The organism is Paenibacillus sp. FSL M7-1455 (assembly GCF_038004655.1).
GTDB lineage: Bacteria > Bacillota > Bacilli > Paenibacillales > Paenibacillaceae > Paenibacillus_AQ > Paenibacillus_AQ cookii.
In genome coordinates this window covers 5,345,100-5,365,000 of sequence record NZ_JBBORO010000001.1, presented here as the reverse complement: position 1 = coordinate 5,365,000, position 19,901 = coordinate 5,345,100, and the positions used below count along the sequence as shown (strand labels likewise).

Sequence of the window (19,901 nt, the reverse complement as noted above, 5' to 3'; positions counted from 1 at the left end):
CGCAAACCGACACAGGTAGGCGAGAAGAGAATTCTAAGGCGCGCGGAAGAACTCTCGTTAAGGAACTCGGCAAAATGACCCCGTAACTTCGGGAGAAGGGGTGCCCCGGTAGTGTGAATAGCACGAGGGGGCCGCAGTGAAAAGGCCCAAGCGACTGTTTAGCAAAAACACAGGTCTGTGCGAAGCCGTAAGGCGAAGTATACGGGCTGACGCCTGCCCGGTGCTGGAAGGTTAAGGGGAGCGGTTAGGGAGTAATCCCGAAGCTGTGAACCGAAGCCCCAGTAAACGGCGGCCGTAACTATAACGGTCCTAAGGTAGCGAAATTCCTTGTCAGGTAAATTCTGACCCGCACGAATGGCGTAACGACTTGGGCGCTGTCTCAACGAGAGATCCGGTGAAATTTTAATACCTGTGAAGATGCAGGTTACCCGCGACAAGACGGAAAGACCCCATGGAGCTTTACTGCAGCTTGATATTGGATTTGGGTACGATCTGTACAGGATAGGTGGGAGCCTTTGAAGCATGAGCGCCAGCTTGTGTGGAGGCGACGTTGGGATACCACCCTGATCGTATCTAGGTTCTAACCTGGTACCGTGATCCGGTACGGGGACAGTGTCAGGCGGGCAGTTTGACTGGGGCGGTCGCCTCCTAAAGAGTAACGGAGGCGCCCCAAGGTTCCCTCAGAATGGTTGGAAATCATTCGAAGAGTGCAAAGGCAGAAGGGAGCTTGACTGCGAGACCTACAAGTCGAGCAGGGACGAAAGTCGGGCTTAGTGATCCGGTGGTACCGCATGGAAGGGCCATCGCTCAACGGATAAAAGCTACCCTGGGGATAACAGGCTTATCTCCCCCAAGAGTCCACATCGACGGGGAGGTTTGGCACCTCGATGTCGGCTCATCGCATCCTGGGGCTGAAGTAGGTCCCAAGGGTTGGGCTGTTCGCCCATTAAAGCGGTACGCGAGCTGGGTTCAGAACGTCGTGAGACAGTTCGGTCCCTATCTGTCGTGGGCGTAGGAAATTTGAGAGGAGCTGTCCTTAGTACGAGAGGACCGGGATGGACGTACCGCTGGTGCACCAGTTGTTCCGCCAGGAGCATGGCTGGGTAGCTACGTACGGACGGGATAAGCGCTGAAAGCATCTAAGCGTGAAGCCCCCCTCAAGATGAGATTTCCCAGTATGTAAGACCCCTTGAAGACGACGAGGTAGATAGGTTGGAGGTGGAAGTGCAGCAATGCATGGAGCTGACCAATACTAATCGGTCGAGGGCTTATCCTAAATTACCCACCAAAGTGAAGAGCAGCTTCGTAGCTGATTCCGAGTACTTTGGCGGGGCCCGGAACAAAAACCGGGAAATGCTACGGAAAATAAAACGCAAAACGTTTCGTATCTAGTTTTCAGGTGATCAAACCACTTGAATCGTTTGGTGGCGATAGCGGAGGGGTTCCACGCGTACCCATCCCGAACACGACCGTTAAGCCCTCCAGCGCCGATGGTACTTGGACCGAAGGGTCCTGGGAGAGTAGGACGCTGCCAAGCGAAGGACCACTGTTGATGAAAATCGACAGTGGTTTTTTTATTAGCGTATGCGAACGACGGATCCGGTTGCTGCGATTTCAATGAACCGACCAGTAAAGAAACCAAGGGCAGATTCCTGCTCTTGGTTTCTTTGATCCAGCGGACGGAGCTTCTTCATATTTAACTCTTCATATTTAACTGTTCACTACCGGCGAGCGTTTGCGAAGGCCGAGAGCGGTGATGCCGATCCCGAGAAGGGAGGCGGCAATCGGAACGATCATCGCTGTGCGGTAGCCGTCGAGCATCGCTTGCGGGGAATTGTCCAAACCTGTAGCGCCAATCTGCACAGCGGTCACGACCGCCAAACCGAGTGCGGCGCCAAACTGGAAGGAGGTATTCAATAAACCGCTGGCGAGGCCCTGTTCTTCTTCCGCTATTCCGTCCGTAGCGGCGATGGTTAAAGGTCCGTAAGTCAGCGAAAAGGCGAGGCCCGTCAGGATCATCGTCGGGAACATCGCTGCATAGGTCCAGTCCAAACCGATGGGAAGAAAAAGGACGTAGGCTAACGCAGCGAGGCAGAACCCGCCGAAAATCACCGGAATATTGCCGAAACGGTTTACCAGCTTGGGGGTCAGCGTAGGTGCGAGTATGGAATCGACACCGACGGCGAGCAGGGCAAGCCCCGTTTCAAGGGATGACCAGCCGCGCAGTTCTTGGAGGTAGAGTACCGTCACGAATTGGAACCCGAAAAAGGAGCCGGCAAATAACATGGCACCCAGGTTTGCCCGTACGAGCGAGCTGGCTGAAAAAATGCCAAGGCGTACCAAAGGGGATGCCGAGCGTCGCTCAATCGTTGCGAAGAGACCAAAAAGCAGAACACTGCAGGCTAATATTCCGGTGGTCCAGCTCCAGCCCAGGTTGGAGGATTCCACGACACCGTAAACCAGAAGCAGCATGGCTGCCGTGACGCTGATTGCCCCGGCCAGATCGAAGCCTTTGGAGGATGCCTCCGGCCGACCGGAGGCCGGTATGAGGCGAATCGCGGCTAGAAGAATCACGAACGCCAATAAAACCGGTCCAAAGAAAACCCACCGCCAGCTGATCTCACTTAAGATACCTCCGACCACAAGACCGAGTGAAAACCCGGCGGCTGCCGTCCCGGCATAAACGAGCAATGCCTTGTTGCGTGCAGTTCCCTCCGCAAAGCTCGTCGTGATGATGGATAAGCCGGCCGGAGTCATGAACGCAGCGCTAATGCCTGTAACAAACCGGGCGGTGATCAGCATCCAGCCTTCGGTCGATAGTCCGCCTAGCCCGGAGAACGCAAAGAAAACCGTGAGCCATACCAGAAACATTTTTTTTCGCCCGAACAGGTCGGATGCCCGGCCTCCGAGCAGCATGAAGCCGCCATACCCCAGTACATAGGCGCTGACTACCCATTGCAGCGAACCGGTCGACATGCCCAGTTCAGCACGGATCGCGGGCAGAGCCACGCCCATCATCGACACGTCGATCCCTTCCAGAAAAATGGCGCCGCACAAAACGAACAATAAGCCCCAGGAAAGCTTGCCGGAACTTTGAAATGTTTGACCGTTTGCCTTCATTCGATATGTCCTCCTCATTATGAATAATCATCCATTCCGGAACCGGCTGGATTAGGTCTGCCGATTTCCTTATTGGCACAAGGAGATTATGTATCATATAATCGAGGAACAGAAGTACGCACTTTTTTGTGTCATTTTCACCAAAAGGTAATATAGGAACCAAAAAGTACCTATTTGGATCGGGGGAAGACATGCCATGAAAACGAGTATGCCGCAAGCTTTTAATATACCTATAGAAGCGACCCTGGAGGTCATCGGGGGAAAATGGAAAACGCTTATTTTATGCCATTTAACCTATGGAGCGAAACGAACGGGCGAGCTGAAAAAGTTGACCCCGGGCATCACGCAGAAAATGCTGACTCAGCAGCTTAGGGAGTTGGAAGAGGATGGGGTCATCATCCGGACGGTATACAACCAGGTCCCGCCGAAAGTCGTGTACGAACTGAGCGAGCTGGGTCAATCCCTCCGGCCGGTCATCGATGTGATGTGCGAATGGGGAGAGCGGTACATCCAGGGATCAACCGAGAACCAGGCAAGCTCAAATATGTGACGTAAGCCGCTGATTTACGAATTTTAAGAATCCGTCCGTCAGGCACACTTTGATCGGAAGGAATATTCGTATAAGGAATGATCATTGACGCCCATTCATATGCAAAGGCCTTTTTATAAAAAGGAGAGTTGCAGAGCGATTGCAGCCGTCCTTTTTTTACCATTGGGCAAGTAGAGACCAGCTATAAATCATGCTCTTATGAGCGCGCCTCGTACAAAGAATTCACCCCAAAAAGGTTGTTTTAGTTCGTTCGAATGATTAAACTAACGGATAACAGCAGGCTCAAGAAAATCGATAAGACGAAGTGGGGGAAACCGAAATGAAGACGATCAAGAGCATGATGGACCACCTGTACTGGGCGGACGGACGCATTTTGGACGCGCTTGAGGAAAGCGGGACGAAGAACAAGGAACTTCTGAAGCTGGTTCAGCACGTCGCGGTCGCGGAACGGGTCTGGTTGTCCCGATTGCAGGGCAAGGGCAGCGCTCAATATTCGTTGTGGGAGGATGCGGAAGACCTGGCGGCGATCCGGAGGATGTTCGAAGAAAACGCCGAGGAATATCGCGTCTATATCGAGGGGCTCGAGGAATCCGGGTTGGACGAGATGATCGACTATGCGAATCAGAGCGGGGATCCGTTCCGAACATCCGTCCGGGACATCCTGTTGCAGGTCCTCTTGCATGGGCAATATCACCGGGGACAGATCAACCGGGCCCTTCGGATGGAATCGGCAGAGCCTGTCCAAGTCGATTACATCACGTTCGCGAGGCTCTAACCGGGCCAAAGATCACCATGACCCACGGTATGGGGTTAGCATTAAATGAACGGGAAACGTTCGTACCAATAAGCAACAACATACACAGGCGTACAAACCTTCAATCTCTTGCCGAGATGGCAGCTGCTGCCGGTCTGTCGAAAACCCGTCATAGGGGAGGCAGTGGATTCGCCGGGCGGATAGCCGGCTCCACAATCCTATACCCTCGTGAGTCCTGCATCCGTTCCTCCCCTTGATGAACGACGACCAGGGCATACCCCAAATCCTGCAATACAGAACTACTTCGTTTCCTTCCCGTTTCGGCTGATCAGCCCCCGCAGGCGCTTCATGACAGACTGAATTTCGGCATCGGTCAACAAATAATACGTATTCACGCTCCAGGTCTCCCTGTTTTTCAAATGAAAAATCAGCGCAGGAAATTTCGGAAGCAGCCACTTCCGAATGGAAGGGCCGCTGTAGCTGATGCTTGCAATCTCCGCCCAGGCAACGGTCCGCGTACCGTCTGAAACGGAATTTTGATCGTAGTTCAGCAGCTGCGTGTCTGATTTGAGCGCCTTTGGCAAGCTGACAACCAAATATCCTCCAAAAAACGGAATCCCTATAATGGCCGATGTGATACAAAAGAACTTACGAATAATAGAGGTATCCATAAAAAAAGCCGCATACAGCAGAAACAGGCAGGCCAGCACAAACAGTAAGCTGCCGAGCGTTTTGGCCCATGCCACGGATTTTCGATAAGATATCGCGTTCATGATCCAGCGCCTTCCTGAAATGATTTGAATATTCTGTTCATCCGGCGGGTTCCCTTTTCGACGACTTTTAGCTGCGCCATCACCGGCAAAGGCTCCAACCATCGCCTACTTTGAATTGTACCGTTTTGGATCAAATGAAGGAAGCGCCCGCAGTGCGGTGAAGGAGTGTTTCTGCTCATTCCTTGAAGCACGGCCATTTTTTTCTTAGAAATAAAAAAGGAGCGGGGAGATATCACCCAACCGCTCCGATAAACGATATATAAACTTGTATTAATGGTGATGATGGGCATGTGCATCCGGTGCGCCCGCTTTTACGTTACATAAAACAGATTCGTCGTGTCCATGTTTTTCCGATTCGATTTGTAGAGTAGAGTGGGGAATATGTTTATGCTCCAGCATATGCTGGATTTTTTGCAAAAGGGCGTTGACCTCATAAACCGTTCTGTTCCCGTCGACCACAATATGGGCCGTGAGCATGTTTAAGTTGCTCGTGATGGTCCATATATGCACATCATGCACGGCCTTCACGCCTTCAAACTGCGAAATGGCTTGCACAACTTCCTCTACATCAATGTTACGCGGCGTTCCTTCCATAAGTACATGCAGGGAAGATTTGCTGACATAGTAACCACTCCGGAGAACGAGTACTGCGACGATGACACTGGCAACCGGGTCTGCCCATCCCCAGCCGAAAAACATCATCAGCAGAGCGGCAATAATGGCCCCGATCGATCCGAGCATATCACTGATTACGTGCAGGTAAGCGCCTCTCATGTTCAGGTTGTGCTCCGTATCGCTGCCACGCATCATGATCCACGCAACCAGTATATTAATGAGCAGGCCGATGGAACTAATGACCAGCATTCCCACGGTAGCGACTTCCGGCGGGTTCACAAATCGGTCGATCGCTTCGTAAAAAATGTATAAGGCAATCACAATCAGGGTAACGCCGTTTAGCATCGCAGCCAATATTTCAAATCTCCGGTAACCAAACGTGTTTCCCTTATCGACCGCTTTTTCTCCAAACTTAAACGCAAGTAAAGCGATCGCTAACGCAAGAGAGTCCGACAGCATATGACCGGCATCCGATAGCAGGGCAAGACTATTCGTAAAAAATCCCCCAAATGCCTCGACCAGCATATAAGCGGTTATGATGATAAAAGAGAACAGCAACACTTTTTTGTTGTTTTGTCCATGTCCGTGACTATCATCATGGGCGTGATTGTGATCATGTCCTGCCATACCTATACCTACTTCCTATATGATTGTATTCATATGAACAGTTGCTCATATGTTCTATTGATGTTAATTATATGTGGATAGCCAAAACACGTCAAGGGCAAATCGGTACAAATATAAAAGCCACATCCTCATTGCGAAAGTGGCTTGTTAGGTCAATGTATTGGAAAAGCGGGGGCTTTGATGCAGCCTAGACGCCGGCTTAGGCAACATCTGAAAGGATATCCTTAATCAAGATCCGGGGAAATGCGATGTTCATGCTCCTGGCGCAAGACTTCGTCGAAGAGATTCCCGTTTGGTTGGGTCTGCTGTTGTGGCAGCTTCAATTGCAGCTGTGCCAACGCCTGTTCGAACTCCCCGATCGTTACCGGTTTGGCATGCCGCATCAATTCGTAACCGATTTGGCCGCTCATTTCGATGGTAGCGGTCTTGACGTCGGCAAAAGAGGAGATTCCCTTCGCTCGCAATTTTGCCTCCAATTGATCGGCGGATAAGCGCAGCTTTTTCAAGTTTTGCGGTATAATCTTTCCATCCTGAATGACAAGCGTTGCTTTGCCCATAAACCATCTCTCGACCCAATCCAATTTTATCGCCAGTACTTGAACCGTAATCAAAAGCGCCACGAAAATGCACAAAGTTACGATGGTTTTCCATAATCCGTGCCCGGAAATAGCGTGCCCGATCATAGAGGCCATAGCCAGCAGGGTAATGATTTCGAGACCCGTCATTTCCGCTGCCGTTTTTTTGCCCAATATGCGCAGCAAACAGAATCCTACGAACAGCACGGCCAAAGCTTCCCAGATAAAACTAAGGTTCATTTGGGCCCCTCCCATACCAGATGGATGTATTGGGTCATTTTACTTTCATAATCAGGGATTCATCCACTTCTTCAATCCGGCTTCGCCCGGATATAGCCAGCTGCAGTTCGGTTTCCGCCATAAGATGTTTGATCACTTCTTCTACTCCGGTTTGTCCCGCAACGGCTAACGCGTAAGCATACGGGCGTCCGACCAAAACGGCCGTGGCCCCAAGAGCGATCGCTTTTAAGATATCCGCCCCTCTGCGAATGCCGCTGTCCATAATAATCGGGATTTTGCCCTGTATCGATTCGCTGATCGAAGGCAAGGCATCCAACGTCGCCACGGCTCCATCAAGCTGTCGTCCTCCATGGTTTGAAACGATGATGCCGTCGACGCCATGTTCTAAGGCCAGCAGGGCATCGTCAGGATGCGTAATTCCTTTAATCAGCAAAGGCAGACGGGTTTGTTCCCGAATATATTCAAGCTCTTTCCAAGTAAAACAGGTGTTATTCCCTTCCTCCAGAGCCTTCAAGGCGGCCTCCTTCACGTTTTTATCGGGAGATTCCTTGAGTTGCGAACAAAAGACGGGATCGGAAAAATAATTGCCCATTCCTTGTCCCGTAAGGAAAGGCAAGTAGGCATTCCTGAGATCGGTTTCGCGCCATCCAAGAAGGGTCGAATCCACCGTGACGACGATGGCCTTGAATCCGGCCGCCTCCGCACGTTTCAGAAAGCTTTTTGTCAGCTCATGATCTTTGGGAGGATAGAGTTGGAACCATCTAACGGCGTCTCCCATTGCTTCGGCTACCTCCTCCATGGAGACGCTGGAAACGTTGCTAAGGATATAAGGAACGCCCAGTTTCGCCGCGGCTTTGGCAGGTGCCAGTTCGCCATCGGGATGAAGAATCGTATTGACCCCGATCGGTGCCAATAGAAAGGGAACCGGGAATCGGTCGCCGAAAATCGATACCGAAAGATCACGCTTGGAAATATCGCTGCAAACGCGAGGCCGGATCCGGTATTTTTGGAAGGCATCCACATTGCCGCGATGCGTATCTCCGGCTCCTGCCGCTCCATAAACGTAGCCGAACGGGGCAGCAGCAAGAACTTCTTTGGCTCGGTTTTCCCATTCGTCGAACGATACCGGTAAAAGCTTCGCAGCCTCGTCGCCGCATTGGTAGATATCCATTTGTATCGTTTCGCTCTGAAATGCCATTCATATACCTCCACATTTTCTGAAAAATTCCGCTTCATCGATTCTTAGCTTGGACAAATGGCAGGAAGGTTAGTCAACATAAATGGATTTTTCTCTCCTTGCTTTAACCACAGTGAACGGCGAACGAAAGTCTAAGGGGAGGGGCAGAAGGGTTCGTTTTTTTCGTCTGTTGCACAAAAAAAGCCTTGGCTTCAGGCCAAGGCTTTTTCTCCTGCTCCTTACGCATGATCGATAGCTGTACCCGCACCCGTCTTTGCCTCTGAGTTACCCGGACTGAGCGAGAGCGTACCATCATCGACCCGGTTACTGCGTTTCAGGATAATATATCGTCATGCTTGCCCGCACCAAGGAATCCCCAGTATTACGGTAAGAATGGGATCGGTCCGCTTTGAATCTGATCGAATCGCCACGCTTGATCGTAAATTTCGATTGGTTCACTTCGATGGTCATTTCGCCGTCAAAAACGGTGATGTATTCTTCCGTGCCTTCAATATGCGGATCGGCGTGATGGTACCCGCCTGGTTCGATTTCGATAAAATAAAGCTCAAACCGCTGATCCTCATGATAAGGAAAGCAGGGGTACACTCTATATTTTCCGTCGTCTTCCGACAATACGTTGATTTCATCCCGGAGCACGATTTTGGTTTCAGGCTGAGGCTCATGGATCAATGAAGTAAAAGATACCTTCAAACCCGTCGCTATTTTCCAAATGGTCGTGATGGTCGGGCTCGATTCCCCTCTTTCGATTTGTCCGATCATCGTTTTGCTGACTCCCGTTAATTCGGATACTTTATCCAGGCTTAGTTTTTTGCGCTCACGGATGTCCTTTACATTTTTGGCGATGACGAGATGAATTTCTTCGGCCATAGAAATACGCTCCTCGAGGGTTGTTTTAAGAAAAGTATAACATACGATCCAAAAACAAATGGAGGAGAAAAGGGGAGCATCCTGTTCCAACCTACATTTACAATATAGCGTTCATCTTGTATCATTATAGGCGTTATAAAGCACAAAATAGATTATATAACGTCCAATAAAAGGAGGGAGAGGGATGCTGTTATCGTCGATGCTGCTGTACGCGTTTATTTCGAGTTTTACGCCCGGTCCCAATAACATCATGGCCATGTATCTGGCGCAAAAGCATGGTTTTCGCAAAACCTTTAAATTTTGTCTCGGCGTGGGGACCGGTTTTTGGGCGATCCTTTTGTTATGCTGTTATTTCGATCTGTGGCTGAAGGATGTCATTCCTAAAATCGAGTATTGGATGTCGATCATCGGTTCCGTGTACATGGTATATCTGGCCCTGAAGATCATTCGGAGCAAAGACGAAAACGCTGTCGGGGAGCGGGAGGGGGAACAACGTTTTTTTACAGGCATGCTGCTGCAGTTCATCAACCCCAAAGTCATATTGTTCGGTTTATCGGTCGTTTCGGTATTTATTGTTCCGTATTGCCGTTCAACCGCCAGCCTTTGGCTGTATTCGATTCTTCTCGGTTGCATCGGATTTGCGGGGACATTAAGCTGGAGTTTGTTCGGGGCCGTTTTTAGCAGGTTTCTGTCGAAGCATAGCAGACCATTTAACCTGCTGATGTTTCTGTTATTGATATACTGCGCCTACACGATTCTTAAATATTAAAAAACTCAGAAAAAGGACGGCTCCTCTGCGGCGAAACGCTGCAAGGACCGTCCTTTAACCGCTCATGCCGATTTAACTTTCAGGCACGAGTCCAGCCTATTCGAGATACATTTTTTTCAGCTTGGCCTGCTCGGCTGCGCTCAGACCGATTCCCTTTTCCAAGAAGCCTTGGATGGAGCCGTATTTTTTGGCCATTTCGTCGAAAGCGGCGTTCATGTATTCCGGGCGAACGTCCATCAGCGCCTGGATGATCCCGATGGCGTTTTCGTCCTTCAGTTGGAACTGTTTCACCATGGCATCCACGGCTGCTTTGTTGTACGCTGCGCGGTATTGGTTGCTGAGCAGAAAATCCTGCATGACCGTTTCCTTCGGAACGCCAAGCGCGAGGAGTATGAGCGCCGAGCCGAGTCCGGTACGATCTTTGCCGGCGGTGCAATGCTGAACGAAAGCGGTTGCGTCAGGGTCCAGCATCATGTCAAAAAGCTTCGCGTAAGCTTCAGGGTGGTCCACCATGTCCCGGTTTGCCGCGATCAGCACGTCGCCGGGTTTGCCCATTTTGTCAAATTCGCCTGCAGCCATATATGCGAAAATATCGGTTCCGCTGCCGGATTGCCCAAAAACCGGATTCCGGACGTAGGCAACGCCTTGGATGGCGGGATCGGGCTTTTGCTTCACTTCATCGTCGGTGCGGTAATCGATGATCGTTTTCAGTCCGCTTTTCTGAAGAAAAGTAATGTCGGCTTTGGTCAAGCCGGCCAGCTCGTCCGAACGGAACAGCTTGCCCCATTGGACGGTTTTGCCGTCCGCCGTTCGGTAACCGCCAAGATCACGGAAGTTCGTCGCGCCCTGGAGGGGGAGCAGACGTTCAGCGGTTTTGATTTCGGAGCCGTTGCCGCCCTTGATTTTAAAATATACCCGGCTTCCCGGATTCGGGTCGGCCGTATGCAAGCCGCCATAAGAAGCATAGGTGCGCGCGAGTTCTTTCCAGCCTCCGTCGGGTTTGGTGCTCCAATACACTTTGACCGGGCCAAGGTCGGCCGACGTTTTCCAATGAATCGTAAGGGCTCCGTTTTTTGCTCTCTCGACGGTCGCTCCCGTAAAAGCACCCTGCTTCGCCGGATGCTGGACAACCGCCGTATTTTTATGGGGAACCGCACCGGCCTCGGCCATGGCAGCGCCCAGCGGCGATACGGTCAAAAAGAATGCAGCGCCCAGAAGTGTGGTTTTTTTCATGATTGCAGTCATGTCTCCCTCTATTTAAATGAAGTTCAAGATGTCCTTTTTATCATGAGGGATGCATGTTTATTCTTCGTCAAGCCTGCGTAAACCGAACGTAAAAGTTTTTCGTCGTTCACTTATTCGATGCCGCTTCGGCTGGAAGCAAGTCTTTCATAATCCGCTTGAGGGATGCCGCCAGGGACTACTCGGTGTTTTTGTGGCCGTTGTATCGTGGAAAGGATTGGCCGGCATGGAAGGGTGAAATCAAACGTCTGGCAGACGAGGAGACTTTAGAACGGATGGAGCTTTACTTTAGAGCAAAGCTTTTTGATGATGTCATTGACATGCTTGCCGATTACGTCGAAGCGGAGAGCGTGCCGGACGTGAAGGAAACGACCCAGCAGCGGGCCAAGGAAATCCATCTTCGGGCGTATCCGAAATATGTAAGGCTTTATGGTTGAAAGCCAGTCCATACACATTTGTTCTGAATGGAGCTGAACCTATTCGCTCGAATATGCAGCTGATGTATGCATTCTCTTATGTTTCCCCACAAAACCTTATGACTTCCAGCAGATTGTTAAATAGGCCCCTCCTGAACTTCGGCAGAAAAGGAAGAACGATATTCGCTTTACTATGTAATTTCATCCATATTGACTTGTCCTACTCAACTAAGTTATTGTAAGTTTATATAAATATCACAAATTTTATGTAATAAATTACATAAAATTCCAATATTGTGTTTGCTGCACCAAGGAAGGGGATTGAAATATGGAGGACACTCATATCAGTTCCAGTGACCAAAATGGGTTACGTCTTCACCTATGCAATACAGACAAATTTAAAACGATGAGCATAATGTTGATGATGCAAGCACCGCTTGAAGAGGATTTGATTACCGCGAGATCGTTAATTCCCCATATTCTGAATGGAGGTTCAACGAACTACCCGAATCGCAAGCGAATAAAACAAAAGCTTGATGGAATGTATGGAGCAACTCTTTTCCCATATGTCTTAAAAAAGGGAGAGAGCCATATTATTGCTTTTAGAATGGAAATCCCAGCAGATCGATTCCTTAATGAATCTGACTCTTTATTGAAATCATCTCTTGATTTATTGCACGAAATTGTTTATTCTCCAATGCTTGAAAATGGAGTATTTCATGCTTCAATTGTTGAACAAGAGAAGCGATCGTTAAAGCAACGATTAGCTTCGATGTTTAATGACAAAATGCTCTACGCCCATGTCCGTTTGATAGAAGAGATGTTTAAAGGTGAACCGTATCAGTATTCTCCATACGGGAGAGAAGGAGATATCGATTCCCTTCATGCTCCATCTCTTTATCAAGTATATGAAAAATTACTTCAACACGATCAGTTTGATTTATTCATCGTAGGTGCCTTTAATGAGAATGACGTTAAATCAATGGTACGGGATGTTTTTTCTGAACGACATAACGACAACCCCGTAAAGGCAATGATTCCAGATAAAAGATGTGCAAATAACGTTAAAGTTGTTCAAGATCAAATGGACGTAAAGCAAGGGAAGCTCCTTTTGGGTTATAGGACTTATTCTACAATAAAAGATGAAGACTATGAAGCTACAAGGGTAGCAAATGCGATTTTTGGTAGATTCCCTTCTTCCAAATTGTTCGCCAATTTACGGAAAAAGGAGAGTCTTGCTTATTTTGCTCATTCACAAATAGAAAGCAATAAGGGGTTATTGCTAACGATGGCGGGAATCGATTTTGATAATTATGAACGTGCAGTCGCAATTATAAGGGAACAAGAGAAGGCGATGAAAGAAGGCGACTTTACTGAGGACGAGGTTGAACAAGGCAAAGCTATGTTGATTAATCTATTGCTGGAATCGCATGATACCCCTCTAGGAATCATGGATATATCTATTCAAGCGGTTGATAGCGGATTATCTCATAAATTAAATGATCAAATGAAAAGAATCGGTGCGGTTTCAAAAAACGACGTTATTTGTGCCGCCAATCAATGGGAGCTTGATACAATCTATTTCTTAAATAGAAAGGGTCAAACCGAATGGAGCCAATAATCTACAAAACATTAGAGGAAACAATTTATTATGAAAAGCTCGCTAATGGGCTTGACGTTTTCGTGCTTCCCAAAAAAGGCTTTCATAAAACATTTGCGACATTCACAACAAAATATGGTTCAGTAGATAACCACTTCATGCCTTCAGGGAAAGAATGCCCCACTCGGGTTCCGGATGGAACTGCGCATTTTTTGGAGCATAAAATGTTTGATAGCGAAACGGGCGATGTCTTTCATACATTCGCAAAGCAAGGAGCTTTTGCTAATGCATTTACAAGCTTTACTCGTACGGCCTATACATTATCAGCGACAACGAACATAAACCAAAACCTCACAACTCTTCTGGACTGTGTTCAAGATCCGTATTTTACGGACGAAACGGTAGAAAAAGAAAAAGGGATTATTGAACAGGAAATAAAAATGCATGACGATAATCCAGACTGGCGTGCTCGATTTGGAATCTTAGAAAATATGTATAAGAGTCATCCGGTAAAAATTGATATAGCAGGAACGATTCATTCTATTAATCAAATTACTAAAGAGGACTTATACTCTTGCTATAATACCTTCTATCACCCTAGTAATATGTTGTATTTTGTTGTTGGACCTGTTGATCCTGATGAAGTAATAGGGCTCATCCGAAACAATCAAGAGCAAAAAACATTTCGAGATCCTGAAGAGATTCGCCGTATATTCCCTGACGAAGTCGCCGAAGTAAGCAAGAGATCAAGTGTTATCATGTTGCCGGTCCAGACGCCTAAAGTTTTTATTGGCTATAAAGAACCGAATCCTGTAAGACAAGGTCAAGAGCTGCTTAAATATGAACTGTCCCTAAATGTCCTGCTTGAGCTAATGTTTGGTAAAAGCTCTGAAACGTACGAAACGATGTACGATAATGGTTATGTGGATGAGTCATTTACTTTTGACTATACAAATGAAAAGGATTTTGGTTTTTCAGTCATTGGCGGAGATAGTCGTAAGCCCGAAGAAGTCATGAAAATTGTAAGCGAAACCATTGATAGGTTTAAGAGTAAACCAATCCAGAAAGAAGATGCGCAACGAATCGTTAAGAAGGAGATTGGTAACTTCTTAAGCGCCATAAACTCACCTCAATTTATTGCTAACCAATTTACACGTTATCGTTTTAATGGGATGGATTTATTTGATGTCCTGCCCACACTAGAAAATCTAACGGAAAAGGATCTTGAAGAAGTGCTGCATTTACATTTTTCCAATGAATCGAGCACAACTTTAATTGTAAAAGGGGAATGAATCAACTAACTTATAATTTCATTTTATGGTAAAAGAATCCATATGGATGTTTTTACATACTTTCCAAATTATAATAAAATTTGGTACAATTGTTACAGGGTTAGGCACAACCCAACATACCTTAGATTCGGTAATCTAATAATTCATCATATTTCAGTTTTTCCATGACTGCCATATTTCTGGCTCCGACTGGCTTTACTTTAAAGATGAAAAGCCGTCGGGGAATGGACTCCTTCCACCTTCATGAAATGAACATATCAAGACTGCGCACCAGAAAGCATAAAACCAATCATCCATCATGAGCGCCATGTTTACTTCTTTTACAGTATTGCAGCCAGTTGCATTCCCTGTCCTCTGTTATTTTTTAAATTTGTAAAACCTACATTTCCGACGATGATTCCATACCATCATGTTTATAAATGGACAAAAACCCCAAATGCTAGCCCCTGACTTTAATGAAATTAAAGGGAGGGAGCTTTAAACCGATCGTCTCGAATTTCTCCAATGTAAGGACGACTTCATAATAGGAGTGAAACGATGCCACACCTTCTGGAAATTAAAAACATTACAAAATCATTTGGTCATAAAGTTGTTTTAAAAGAAGTTACGTTCAACGTGCCGTTCGGATCAATTGTTGCTTTCATTGGTGATAATGGGGCAGGTAAATCAACAACATTCAAGGCAATACTAGGATTAATTACTAAAGATAGCGGTACAGTTAAAATATTCGGCGAAGAAAATATAGATAAGCATGCCAAGTTAAAGGAAAAAATAGGGGTCGTATTTGATGCTATGAATTTACCGGCTCATCTTACAATAAAGCAACTGAACAAAGTTTTTGAAAAACTGTTTAAATCTTGGGATCAAGCCCAATTTTATCGGCTGGTTCATGCATTCTCTTTACCGACTGATCAGAAAGTAAATAAACTCTCGCGCGGGATGTCCATGAAGCTGTCCGTAGCTGTTGCGTTGTCACATAATGCAAAATTATTAATTTTAGATGAAGCGACGGGAGGGCTTGATCCTTCATCAAGGGAAGAATTGTTAGATGAATTAAAGAATTTTGTGAGTACAAGTAATGGGGGGATATTGCTTTCTTCCCATATTATGAGCGATGTCGAGAAAATAGCCAGCCATGTTGTCTTTATAAAAGATGGCGAAATTTTATTAAACGAAGAGAAGGATAAAATTTTTGAAAGTTACGCTATTGTAGATATTGATGAGAAACAACTAACCTTGCTCGACAAGGATATAGTTGTAGCGAAAAGGAACAGTGGTTCTTATTTCAGTGTACTTATATCGGATAAACAGGCCTTGCCAAAAGGAATTCCAGCTAAAACCATCTCCATGGAGGAAATCAGTGTCTTATTAACAAGGAGTGAAAAATAATTGACAGGTCTATTACTGACAAATTATTACCTGGTTTATCGAAGTTTTTTTGCTTACGCAGGAATAGCGGTATTGGTGTCTGGACTCATGTTTTATTTTGGAGATGCTTCGATGCACCGTTTTGTTGCTATGTTAATTATCTTGCTTATAGCGATGCCTGCACTTGAAATTATAAAATATGAAGGCAAGTCTGGTTATGATAAGTACGTGCTTACTCTGCCGGTTACTAGAAACAATATTGTTCAAAGCCACTACCTTTTCTATTTTTTTGTGGCAATGATCGGAGCTTTATTATCGTATGGCATCTTTTATATATATGGTCTGATCTCAGATACGCCAATGGATGATATATTCAAAATCGTCTCTTTTGGGACTTTCATCGTTCTCTTTGCCGGTGCGATAGCTTATCCGCTCCTCTATATGATTGGCCCGGAAAAATCGGATGCTATTGTCATTGGCGGTGCAATTGGGGGACTTTTTGCTGCTATTGGATTACAAGGAGTGGTTGGATATCTGATAGAACAATCGCCACTGTCAAATTTAAGTATTGATCCATCTTTATCCGTTCCGATCATATACATCATATTTGGTGTTATCATGTACATCCTTTCCTTTTTCATTTCTGTCTTTATATACCTCAGAAAAGAATTTTAGTGGACACACAATCACTCCTAACGTTGTAAAGATGAACTTTTAAATATCTAGAAATGTTATAGGCCAATATTAGGGCGTAATAACAGGAAGTTCAGTGCAAAACTTAGTTCAATCTATATAAATGGAGGGATTTTGTATGGAAGGTAACATGCTTTATCATCAGTATTTGAAACCGAAGTCGGAATATTACGGAAAATCGAAGATGGGCGAAGAGGGTGATTCATATGAGCTAAATGAAATTCCTGATACATATTCCGTTATTTCAGAAAGTGACTCAGTGTGGAAGCAATACCATGTTAAGGGTTCAATCCTGCCAGAGCAGGGGTGGAAAATTCACGTAACTTCGTTATTAGAAGATTCTCAGAGTGTGTTAGATAAGGTTGGACGGTTTTGCATAGACAGGAAGATTGAGTTCAAGCATCTTAAGGATCGGCATAGTTATATAAAAGTAAATTCGAAAAATGCAAATCGCGCCTCTTCCGGGAAATTTATCACAATATATCCAATGAATAACGAAGTTTTTGTTGAATTGTTGGAATCTATTTCTTTAATCACTCAAGGGTTTAAAAAAGGACCGTATATTCTTAGTGATAAACGATGGAAAAATAGCAATGTATTTTATAGATATGGAGGATTTAGACGTATCTATAATGAACTTGGCGAGCATTGCATTAGGGACGAGAAAGGGAATTTAATTAAGGATCAGAGAACTCCCTTTTACCAGGTTCCTGACTTTGTGAAAGAGTTCGACGATTATCTTAATACGATTAATAATTCCGGTGACTTGGAAGATAAAGGGGGAGGCCATTTAGGTCGGTACCAGATTGAATCTGCAATTAGCTATAGTAATGCCGGCGGGGTATACCTCGCAACTCGAAAGAAAGATAACTTGAAAGTAATCATTAAGGAAGCAAGGCCAAATGCTGGTTTAGACGGGGCAGCTCAAGACGCCTTAACAAGGCAAACAAAGGAATATGAGGCTTTAAAAAAACTAAAAGATGTGCCGGGGGTTGTTAATTTAATCGAGTATTTCCAAGAGTGGGAACATTATTTTTTAGTAGAGGAATTCATTGAAGGGCGAGACATAAGGCAATGGCTTGCTCAAGATTTTCCATTCTTTAGAGGCCGTGACAGTATGAGCAATCATGCTAGAAACGTTAAAAAGATTCTGCTCCAGCTTTTTGCTCTCGTAGATAAAATCCATCATCAGGGTGTAGCTATGGGTGACTTGCAACCGGCAAATGTAATGGTAACGGAAGACTTAACCGTTAGGATGATAGACTTTGAAACTGCCATGCCCGTAAACTCCGAAGACAAACCTAATATGGCCACAATTGGATTTGTTTCGCAGGAAATGAAGGTTGCTGCTGCAAGAGATTGGTTTGGACTGAAGAGATTGGTAAGGTATTTGGCGCTTCCAGTCTTGTCTTCGGAAGATTTAGAAGGGTATTTGCAATACAACCACCTTAAATGGATAAAAGAAAATTATGAAGACTCATTTTACGATTTTATTGTAGATTTACAAGAAAAATGCGATAAGCGAATCAATGCTTACCAAGAGTATATTCCTAAAGCAATTAACCTTGGCGATCAGACAAGTGACTTTAACTTGGCTTCCATCATGAATAAGTTAATAAAAGGCGTTGAGAATCATTTAACGAAGGATGAAAGGTTTATTAACGGCGACATTCGTCAGTTTGAGATGAGTGGAGGGGGATTCAACTTTTTAACGGGTGGAAGCGGTGCAGCTTTTACACTTACTAAAAATAATTCTGGTATTTCAGAAGTAAATGAATGGATTCAAAATTATTTATTAGATCAATTCACTCGCATGGATGACAATGGGTTATTAACTGGGAAAACAGGAATAATGGCTTTGCTTTATGAAAACGGCTACAAGGAAATTGTCTTCAATGAAATGACGACTTTAATGGGAAATATTAACGAAACTAATGTTTCATTACGCTCGGGTCTTTCAGGAATAGGATTATTCGTTATTAGTTTGTACCTTGAGACAAACAATGAAGCATACTTGCGGTTTGCAAAGAAACTAGAAGAGTTAATTGAATTGAATAGAGTTAAGGATGAGTCGTTAAGAGCCAATGACTGGATGGCGGTTGAGATAGGTGCAATTGATGGATTATCCGGCGTATCCCTGTTTTATTCGGCACTTTATTCAGCTACCAGTAATGAACAGTATCTAGAAAAGGCCAAACTGCTACTAAATCAAGATTTAGAAAAGACAAAAAAAGACGATATCACCGGCGTAATACAAACATTGGATGACAGAAATCGCCTATTGCCGTACCTGTCCGGAGGATCTATCGGAATTGCTGTCTCCATTTGGTTTTTAAACCATGTTAGCGGACAAGATCTTTACAGGGAAGAGATGGATGCGATATTAAATTTATCAAAGATGTGTTCCACCATTAGTGGAGGTTTATTTGATGGCGCCGGCAGCTTCCTTTTACTTCCTTCGATGGTTGAGCAGGAAGAAAAGCGTGAAGAAATTCTTAGTGACGTATTGAATTTGCTTCACATCTTTTTAATAAAGAAAAATGGTTATTATGTATATCCAGGACAATTTTCTTATCGATTAGCCGATGATGTTTATTCAGGAAGTTCAGGAATAATTCTGGCATTGATGGGGGTAATCAACAATCATCCGCTCTATTGGCTGCCACTAGTAAATTCAGACGAATTTCTAACAAGAACAAAAGCCAAGGATCTACCAGTAACTACTGAACAAATTTAATATGCTGACCTCAGCGGCAGGTATAACTCAACAATAATCTCTTCAGTAAGCCATCGTTTGCCGACGGCATGCTCTTAATTATGTAAAGGGGGTGAAAAAATGAACGCGGTATTGGAATTGCAAAAATTGGCGCATGATGCAGATGGTAAAGGCCAAGCAGCAGATGCAACGATTACAACAACATGGACTGTAACAACAACCACCGGCTTCATCTCTTCAGTAAGCAATCACTGCTAAATGAATGTCCTTAATCAGTAAAGGAGGTGAAAAAATGAACGCGGTATTGGAATTGCAAAAATTGGCGCATGACGCTGATGGTAAAGGCCAAGCAGCAGATGCAACGATTACAACAACATGGACTGTAACAACAACCAGCAGTTTCATCTCTTCAGTAAGCAATCATTGCTAATTTAATTTGTAAAAATTGTCGGTACAAATCAATGCTCTTCGGTTGCTTAGCTGATT

18 protein-coding genes and 2 rRNA genes (1 of these 20 only partly in view) are annotated in these 19,901 nt (G+C 45.5%); 13 read left to right on the top strand and 7 right to left on the bottom strand.

Going from position 1 to position 19,901, the window contains the following annotated elements:
- Together NYE48_RS24535 and rrf are read left to right on the top strand one after the other, a co-directional pair.
- A 23S ribosomal RNA gene (locus tag NYE48_RS24535) occupies positions 1-1,276 on the top strand; it begins 1,772 nt to the left of the window's first position.
- A gap of 144 nt (positions 1,277-1,420) precedes the next feature.
- A 5S ribosomal RNA gene (rrf, locus tag NYE48_RS24530) occupies positions 1,421-1,537 on the top strand.
- Between the two features lie 173 nt (positions 1,538-1,710).
- Here rrf and NYE48_RS24525 read toward each other — a convergent pair.
- Entirely contained in the window at positions 1,711-3,120 is a 1,410-nt protein-coding gene (locus NYE48_RS24525) for an MFS transporter (RefSeq protein ID WP_212952758.1), read from the bottom strand.
- 196 nt (positions 3,121-3,316) lie between these two features.
- Here NYE48_RS24525 and NYE48_RS24520 point away from each other — a divergent pair, with 196 nt between their 5' ends.
- Together NYE48_RS24520 and NYE48_RS24515 are read left to right on the top strand one after the other, a co-directional pair.
- Positions 3,317-3,670 (top strand): winged helix-turn-helix transcriptional regulator, encoded by a 354-nt coding sequence (locus tag NYE48_RS24520; protein WP_341000265.1) that lies wholly within the window; start codon positions 3,317-3,319, stop codon positions 3,668-3,670.
- 319 nt (positions 3,671-3,989) lie between these two features.
- The gene (locus NYE48_RS24515) at positions 3,990-4,445 is read left to right on the top strand and encodes a DinB family protein (protein WP_341000264.1); all 456 of its coding nucleotides are present in this window, start codon (positions 3,990-3,992) and stop codon (positions 4,443-4,445) included.
- A gap of 278 nt (positions 4,446-4,723) precedes the next feature.
- Here the strand turns inward: NYE48_RS24515 and NYE48_RS24510 are convergent, their stop codons facing one another.
- The 5 genes from NYE48_RS24510 to NYE48_RS24490 form a co-directional block, all read right to left on the bottom strand.
- On the bottom strand, positions 4,724-5,197 hold the full coding sequence (locus NYE48_RS24510) for a DUF5381 family protein (RefSeq protein WP_341000263.1): 474 nt from the start codon (positions 5,195-5,197) through the stop codon (positions 4,724-4,726).
- 270 nt (positions 5,198-5,467) lie between these two features.
- Entirely contained in the window at positions 5,468-6,439 is a 972-nt protein-coding gene (locus tag NYE48_RS24505; protein WP_341000262.1) for a cation diffusion facilitator family transporter, read from the bottom strand.
- 224 nt (positions 6,440-6,663) lie between these two features.
- On the bottom strand, positions 6,664-7,254 hold the full coding sequence (locus NYE48_RS24500; protein WP_341000261.1) for a DUF421 domain-containing protein: 591 nt from the start codon (positions 7,252-7,254) through the stop codon (positions 6,664-6,666).
- A 34-nt stretch (positions 7,255-7,288) separates the two neighbouring features.
- Positions 7,289-8,452: an alpha-hydroxy-acid oxidizing protein gene (locus NYE48_RS24495; RefSeq protein WP_212952746.1), complete on the bottom strand. Its 1,164-nt coding sequence runs from the start codon at positions 8,450-8,452 to the stop codon at positions 7,289-7,291.
- Between the two features lie 303 nt (positions 8,453-8,755).
- Positions 8,756-9,319 carry a helix-turn-helix domain-containing protein gene (locus NYE48_RS24490; protein ID WP_036715375.1) on the bottom strand — a complete coding sequence of 188 codons (564 nt, stop codon included), beginning with the start codon at positions 9,317-9,319 and terminating at the stop codon, positions 8,756-8,758.
- A gap of 184 nt (positions 9,320-9,503) precedes the next feature.
- Here NYE48_RS24490 and NYE48_RS24485 point away from each other — a divergent pair, with 184 nt between their 5' ends.
- Positions 9,504-10,088: a LysE family transporter gene (locus NYE48_RS24485; RefSeq protein WP_341000260.1), complete on the top strand. Its 585-nt coding sequence runs from the start codon at positions 9,504-9,506 to the stop codon at positions 10,086-10,088.
- A 96-nt stretch (positions 10,089-10,184) separates the two neighbouring features.
- Here NYE48_RS24485 and NYE48_RS24480 read toward each other — a convergent pair whose 3' ends face one another.
- A complete protein-coding gene (locus tag NYE48_RS24480; RefSeq protein WP_341000259.1) occupies positions 10,185-11,321 on the bottom strand; it encodes a tyrosine-protein phosphatase in 1,137 nt (378 codons plus the stop codon).
- 284 nt (positions 11,322-11,605) lie between these two features.
- Between NYE48_RS24480 and NYE48_RS24475 the strand changes: the two genes are divergently transcribed.
- From NYE48_RS24475 to NYE48_RS24440, 8 genes are all read left to right on the top strand, one after another.
- A complete protein-coding gene (locus tag NYE48_RS24475; RefSeq protein WP_341000258.1) occupies positions 11,606-11,767 on the top strand; it encodes a hypothetical protein in 162 nt (53 codons plus the stop codon).
- 307 nt (positions 11,768-12,074) lie between these two features.
- Positions 12,075-13,367: an EF-P 5-aminopentanol modification-associated protein YfmF gene (yfmF, locus tag NYE48_RS24470; RefSeq protein WP_341000257.1), complete on the top strand. Its 1,293-nt coding sequence runs from the start codon at positions 12,075-12,077 to the stop codon at positions 13,365-13,367.
- Positions 13,355-14,638, top strand: coding sequence for an EF-P 5-aminopentanol modification-associated protein YfmH (gene yfmH, locus NYE48_RS24465; RefSeq protein WP_341000256.1), 1,284 nt, complete (start codon positions 13,355-13,357; stop codon positions 14,636-14,638). The genes yfmF and yfmH overlap by 13 nt, the downstream gene beginning before the upstream one ends.
- 537 nt (positions 14,639-15,175) lie before the next feature.
- Positions 15,176-16,027 carry an ABC transporter ATP-binding protein gene (locus tag NYE48_RS24460; protein ID WP_341000254.1) on the top strand — a complete coding sequence of 284 codons (852 nt, stop codon included), beginning with the start codon at positions 15,176-15,178 and terminating at the stop codon, positions 16,025-16,027.
- A complete protein-coding gene (locus NYE48_RS24455) occupies positions 16,028-16,681 on the top strand; it encodes an ABC-2 transporter permease (RefSeq protein ID WP_341000253.1) in 654 nt (217 codons plus the stop codon).
- Between the two features lie 136 nt (positions 16,682-16,817).
- Entirely contained in the window at positions 16,818-19,436 is a 2,619-nt protein-coding gene (gene lanKC / locus NYE48_RS24450; RefSeq protein ID WP_341000252.1) for a class III lanthionine synthetase LanKC, read from the top strand.
- Between the two features lie 99 nt (positions 19,437-19,535).
- Complete coding sequence (locus NYE48_RS24445; RefSeq protein WP_341000250.1) at positions 19,536-19,673, top strand: class III lanthipeptide; 138 nt, start codon at positions 19,536-19,538, stop codon at positions 19,671-19,673.
- 34 nt (positions 19,674-19,707) lie between these two features.
- Positions 19,708-19,845, top strand: a complete 138-nt coding sequence (locus NYE48_RS24440) for a class III lanthipeptide (protein WP_341000249.1) — start codon at positions 19,708-19,710, stop codon at positions 19,843-19,845.
- Positions 19,846-19,901 lie beyond the last annotated feature (56 nt).

Coding starts and splice junctions, on each gene's coding strand:
- NYE48_RS24510 (WP_341000263.1), bottom strand. CDS start 5,197: ATGAACGCGATATCTTATCGAAAATCCGTGGCATGGGCCAAAACGCTC.
- NYE48_RS24485 (WP_341000260.1), top strand. CDS start 9,504: ATGCTGTTATCGTCGATGCTGCTGTACGCGTTTATTTCGAGTTTTACG.
- NYE48_RS24480 (WP_341000259.1), bottom strand. CDS start 11,321: ATGAAAAAAACCACACTTCTGGGCGCTGCATTCTTTTTGACCGTATCG.
- NYE48_RS24475 (WP_341000258.1), top strand. CDS start 11,606: ATGGAGCTTTACTTTAGAGCAAAGCTTTTTGATGATGTCATTGACATG.
- NYE48_RS24500 (WP_341000261.1), bottom strand. CDS start 7,254: ATGAACCTTAGTTTTATCTGGGAAGCTTTGGCCGTGCTGTTCGTAGGA.
- NYE48_RS24525 (WP_212952758.1), bottom strand. CDS start 3,120: ATGAAGGCAAACGGTCAAACATTTCAAAGTTCCGGCAAGCTTTCCTGG.
- NYE48_RS24445 (WP_341000250.1), top strand. CDS start 19,536: ATGAACGCGGTATTGGAATTGCAAAAATTGGCGCATGATGCAGATGGT.
- lanKC (WP_341000252.1), top strand. CDS start 16,818: ATGGAAGGTAACATGCTTTATCATCAGTATTTGAAACCGAAGTCGGAA.
- yfmF (WP_341000257.1), top strand. CDS start 12,075: ATGGAGGACACTCATATCAGTTCCAGTGACCAAAATGGGTTACGTCTT.
- NYE48_RS24440 (WP_341000249.1), top strand. CDS start 19,708: ATGAACGCGGTATTGGAATTGCAAAAATTGGCGCATGACGCTGATGGT.
- NYE48_RS24505 (WP_341000262.1), bottom strand. CDS start 6,439: ATGGCAGGACATGATCACAATCACGCCCATGATGATAGTCACGGACAT.
- NYE48_RS24520 (WP_341000265.1), top strand. CDS start 3,317: ATGAAAACGAGTATGCCGCAAGCTTTTAATATACCTATAGAAGCGACC.
- NYE48_RS24460 (WP_341000254.1), top strand. CDS start 15,176: ATGCCACACCTTCTGGAAATTAAAAACATTACAAAATCATTTGGTCAT.
- NYE48_RS24490 (WP_036715375.1), bottom strand. CDS start 9,319: ATGGCCGAAGAAATTCATCTCGTCATCGCCAAAAATGTAAAGGACATC.
- yfmH (WP_341000256.1), top strand. CDS start 13,355: ATGGAGCCAATAATCTACAAAACATTAGAGGAAACAATTTATTATGAA.
- NYE48_RS24515 (WP_341000264.1), top strand. CDS start 3,990: ATGAAGACGATCAAGAGCATGATGGACCACCTGTACTGGGCGGACGGA.
- NYE48_RS24495 (WP_212952746.1), bottom strand. CDS start 8,452: ATGGCATTTCAGAGCGAAACGATACAAATGGATATCTACCAATGCGGC.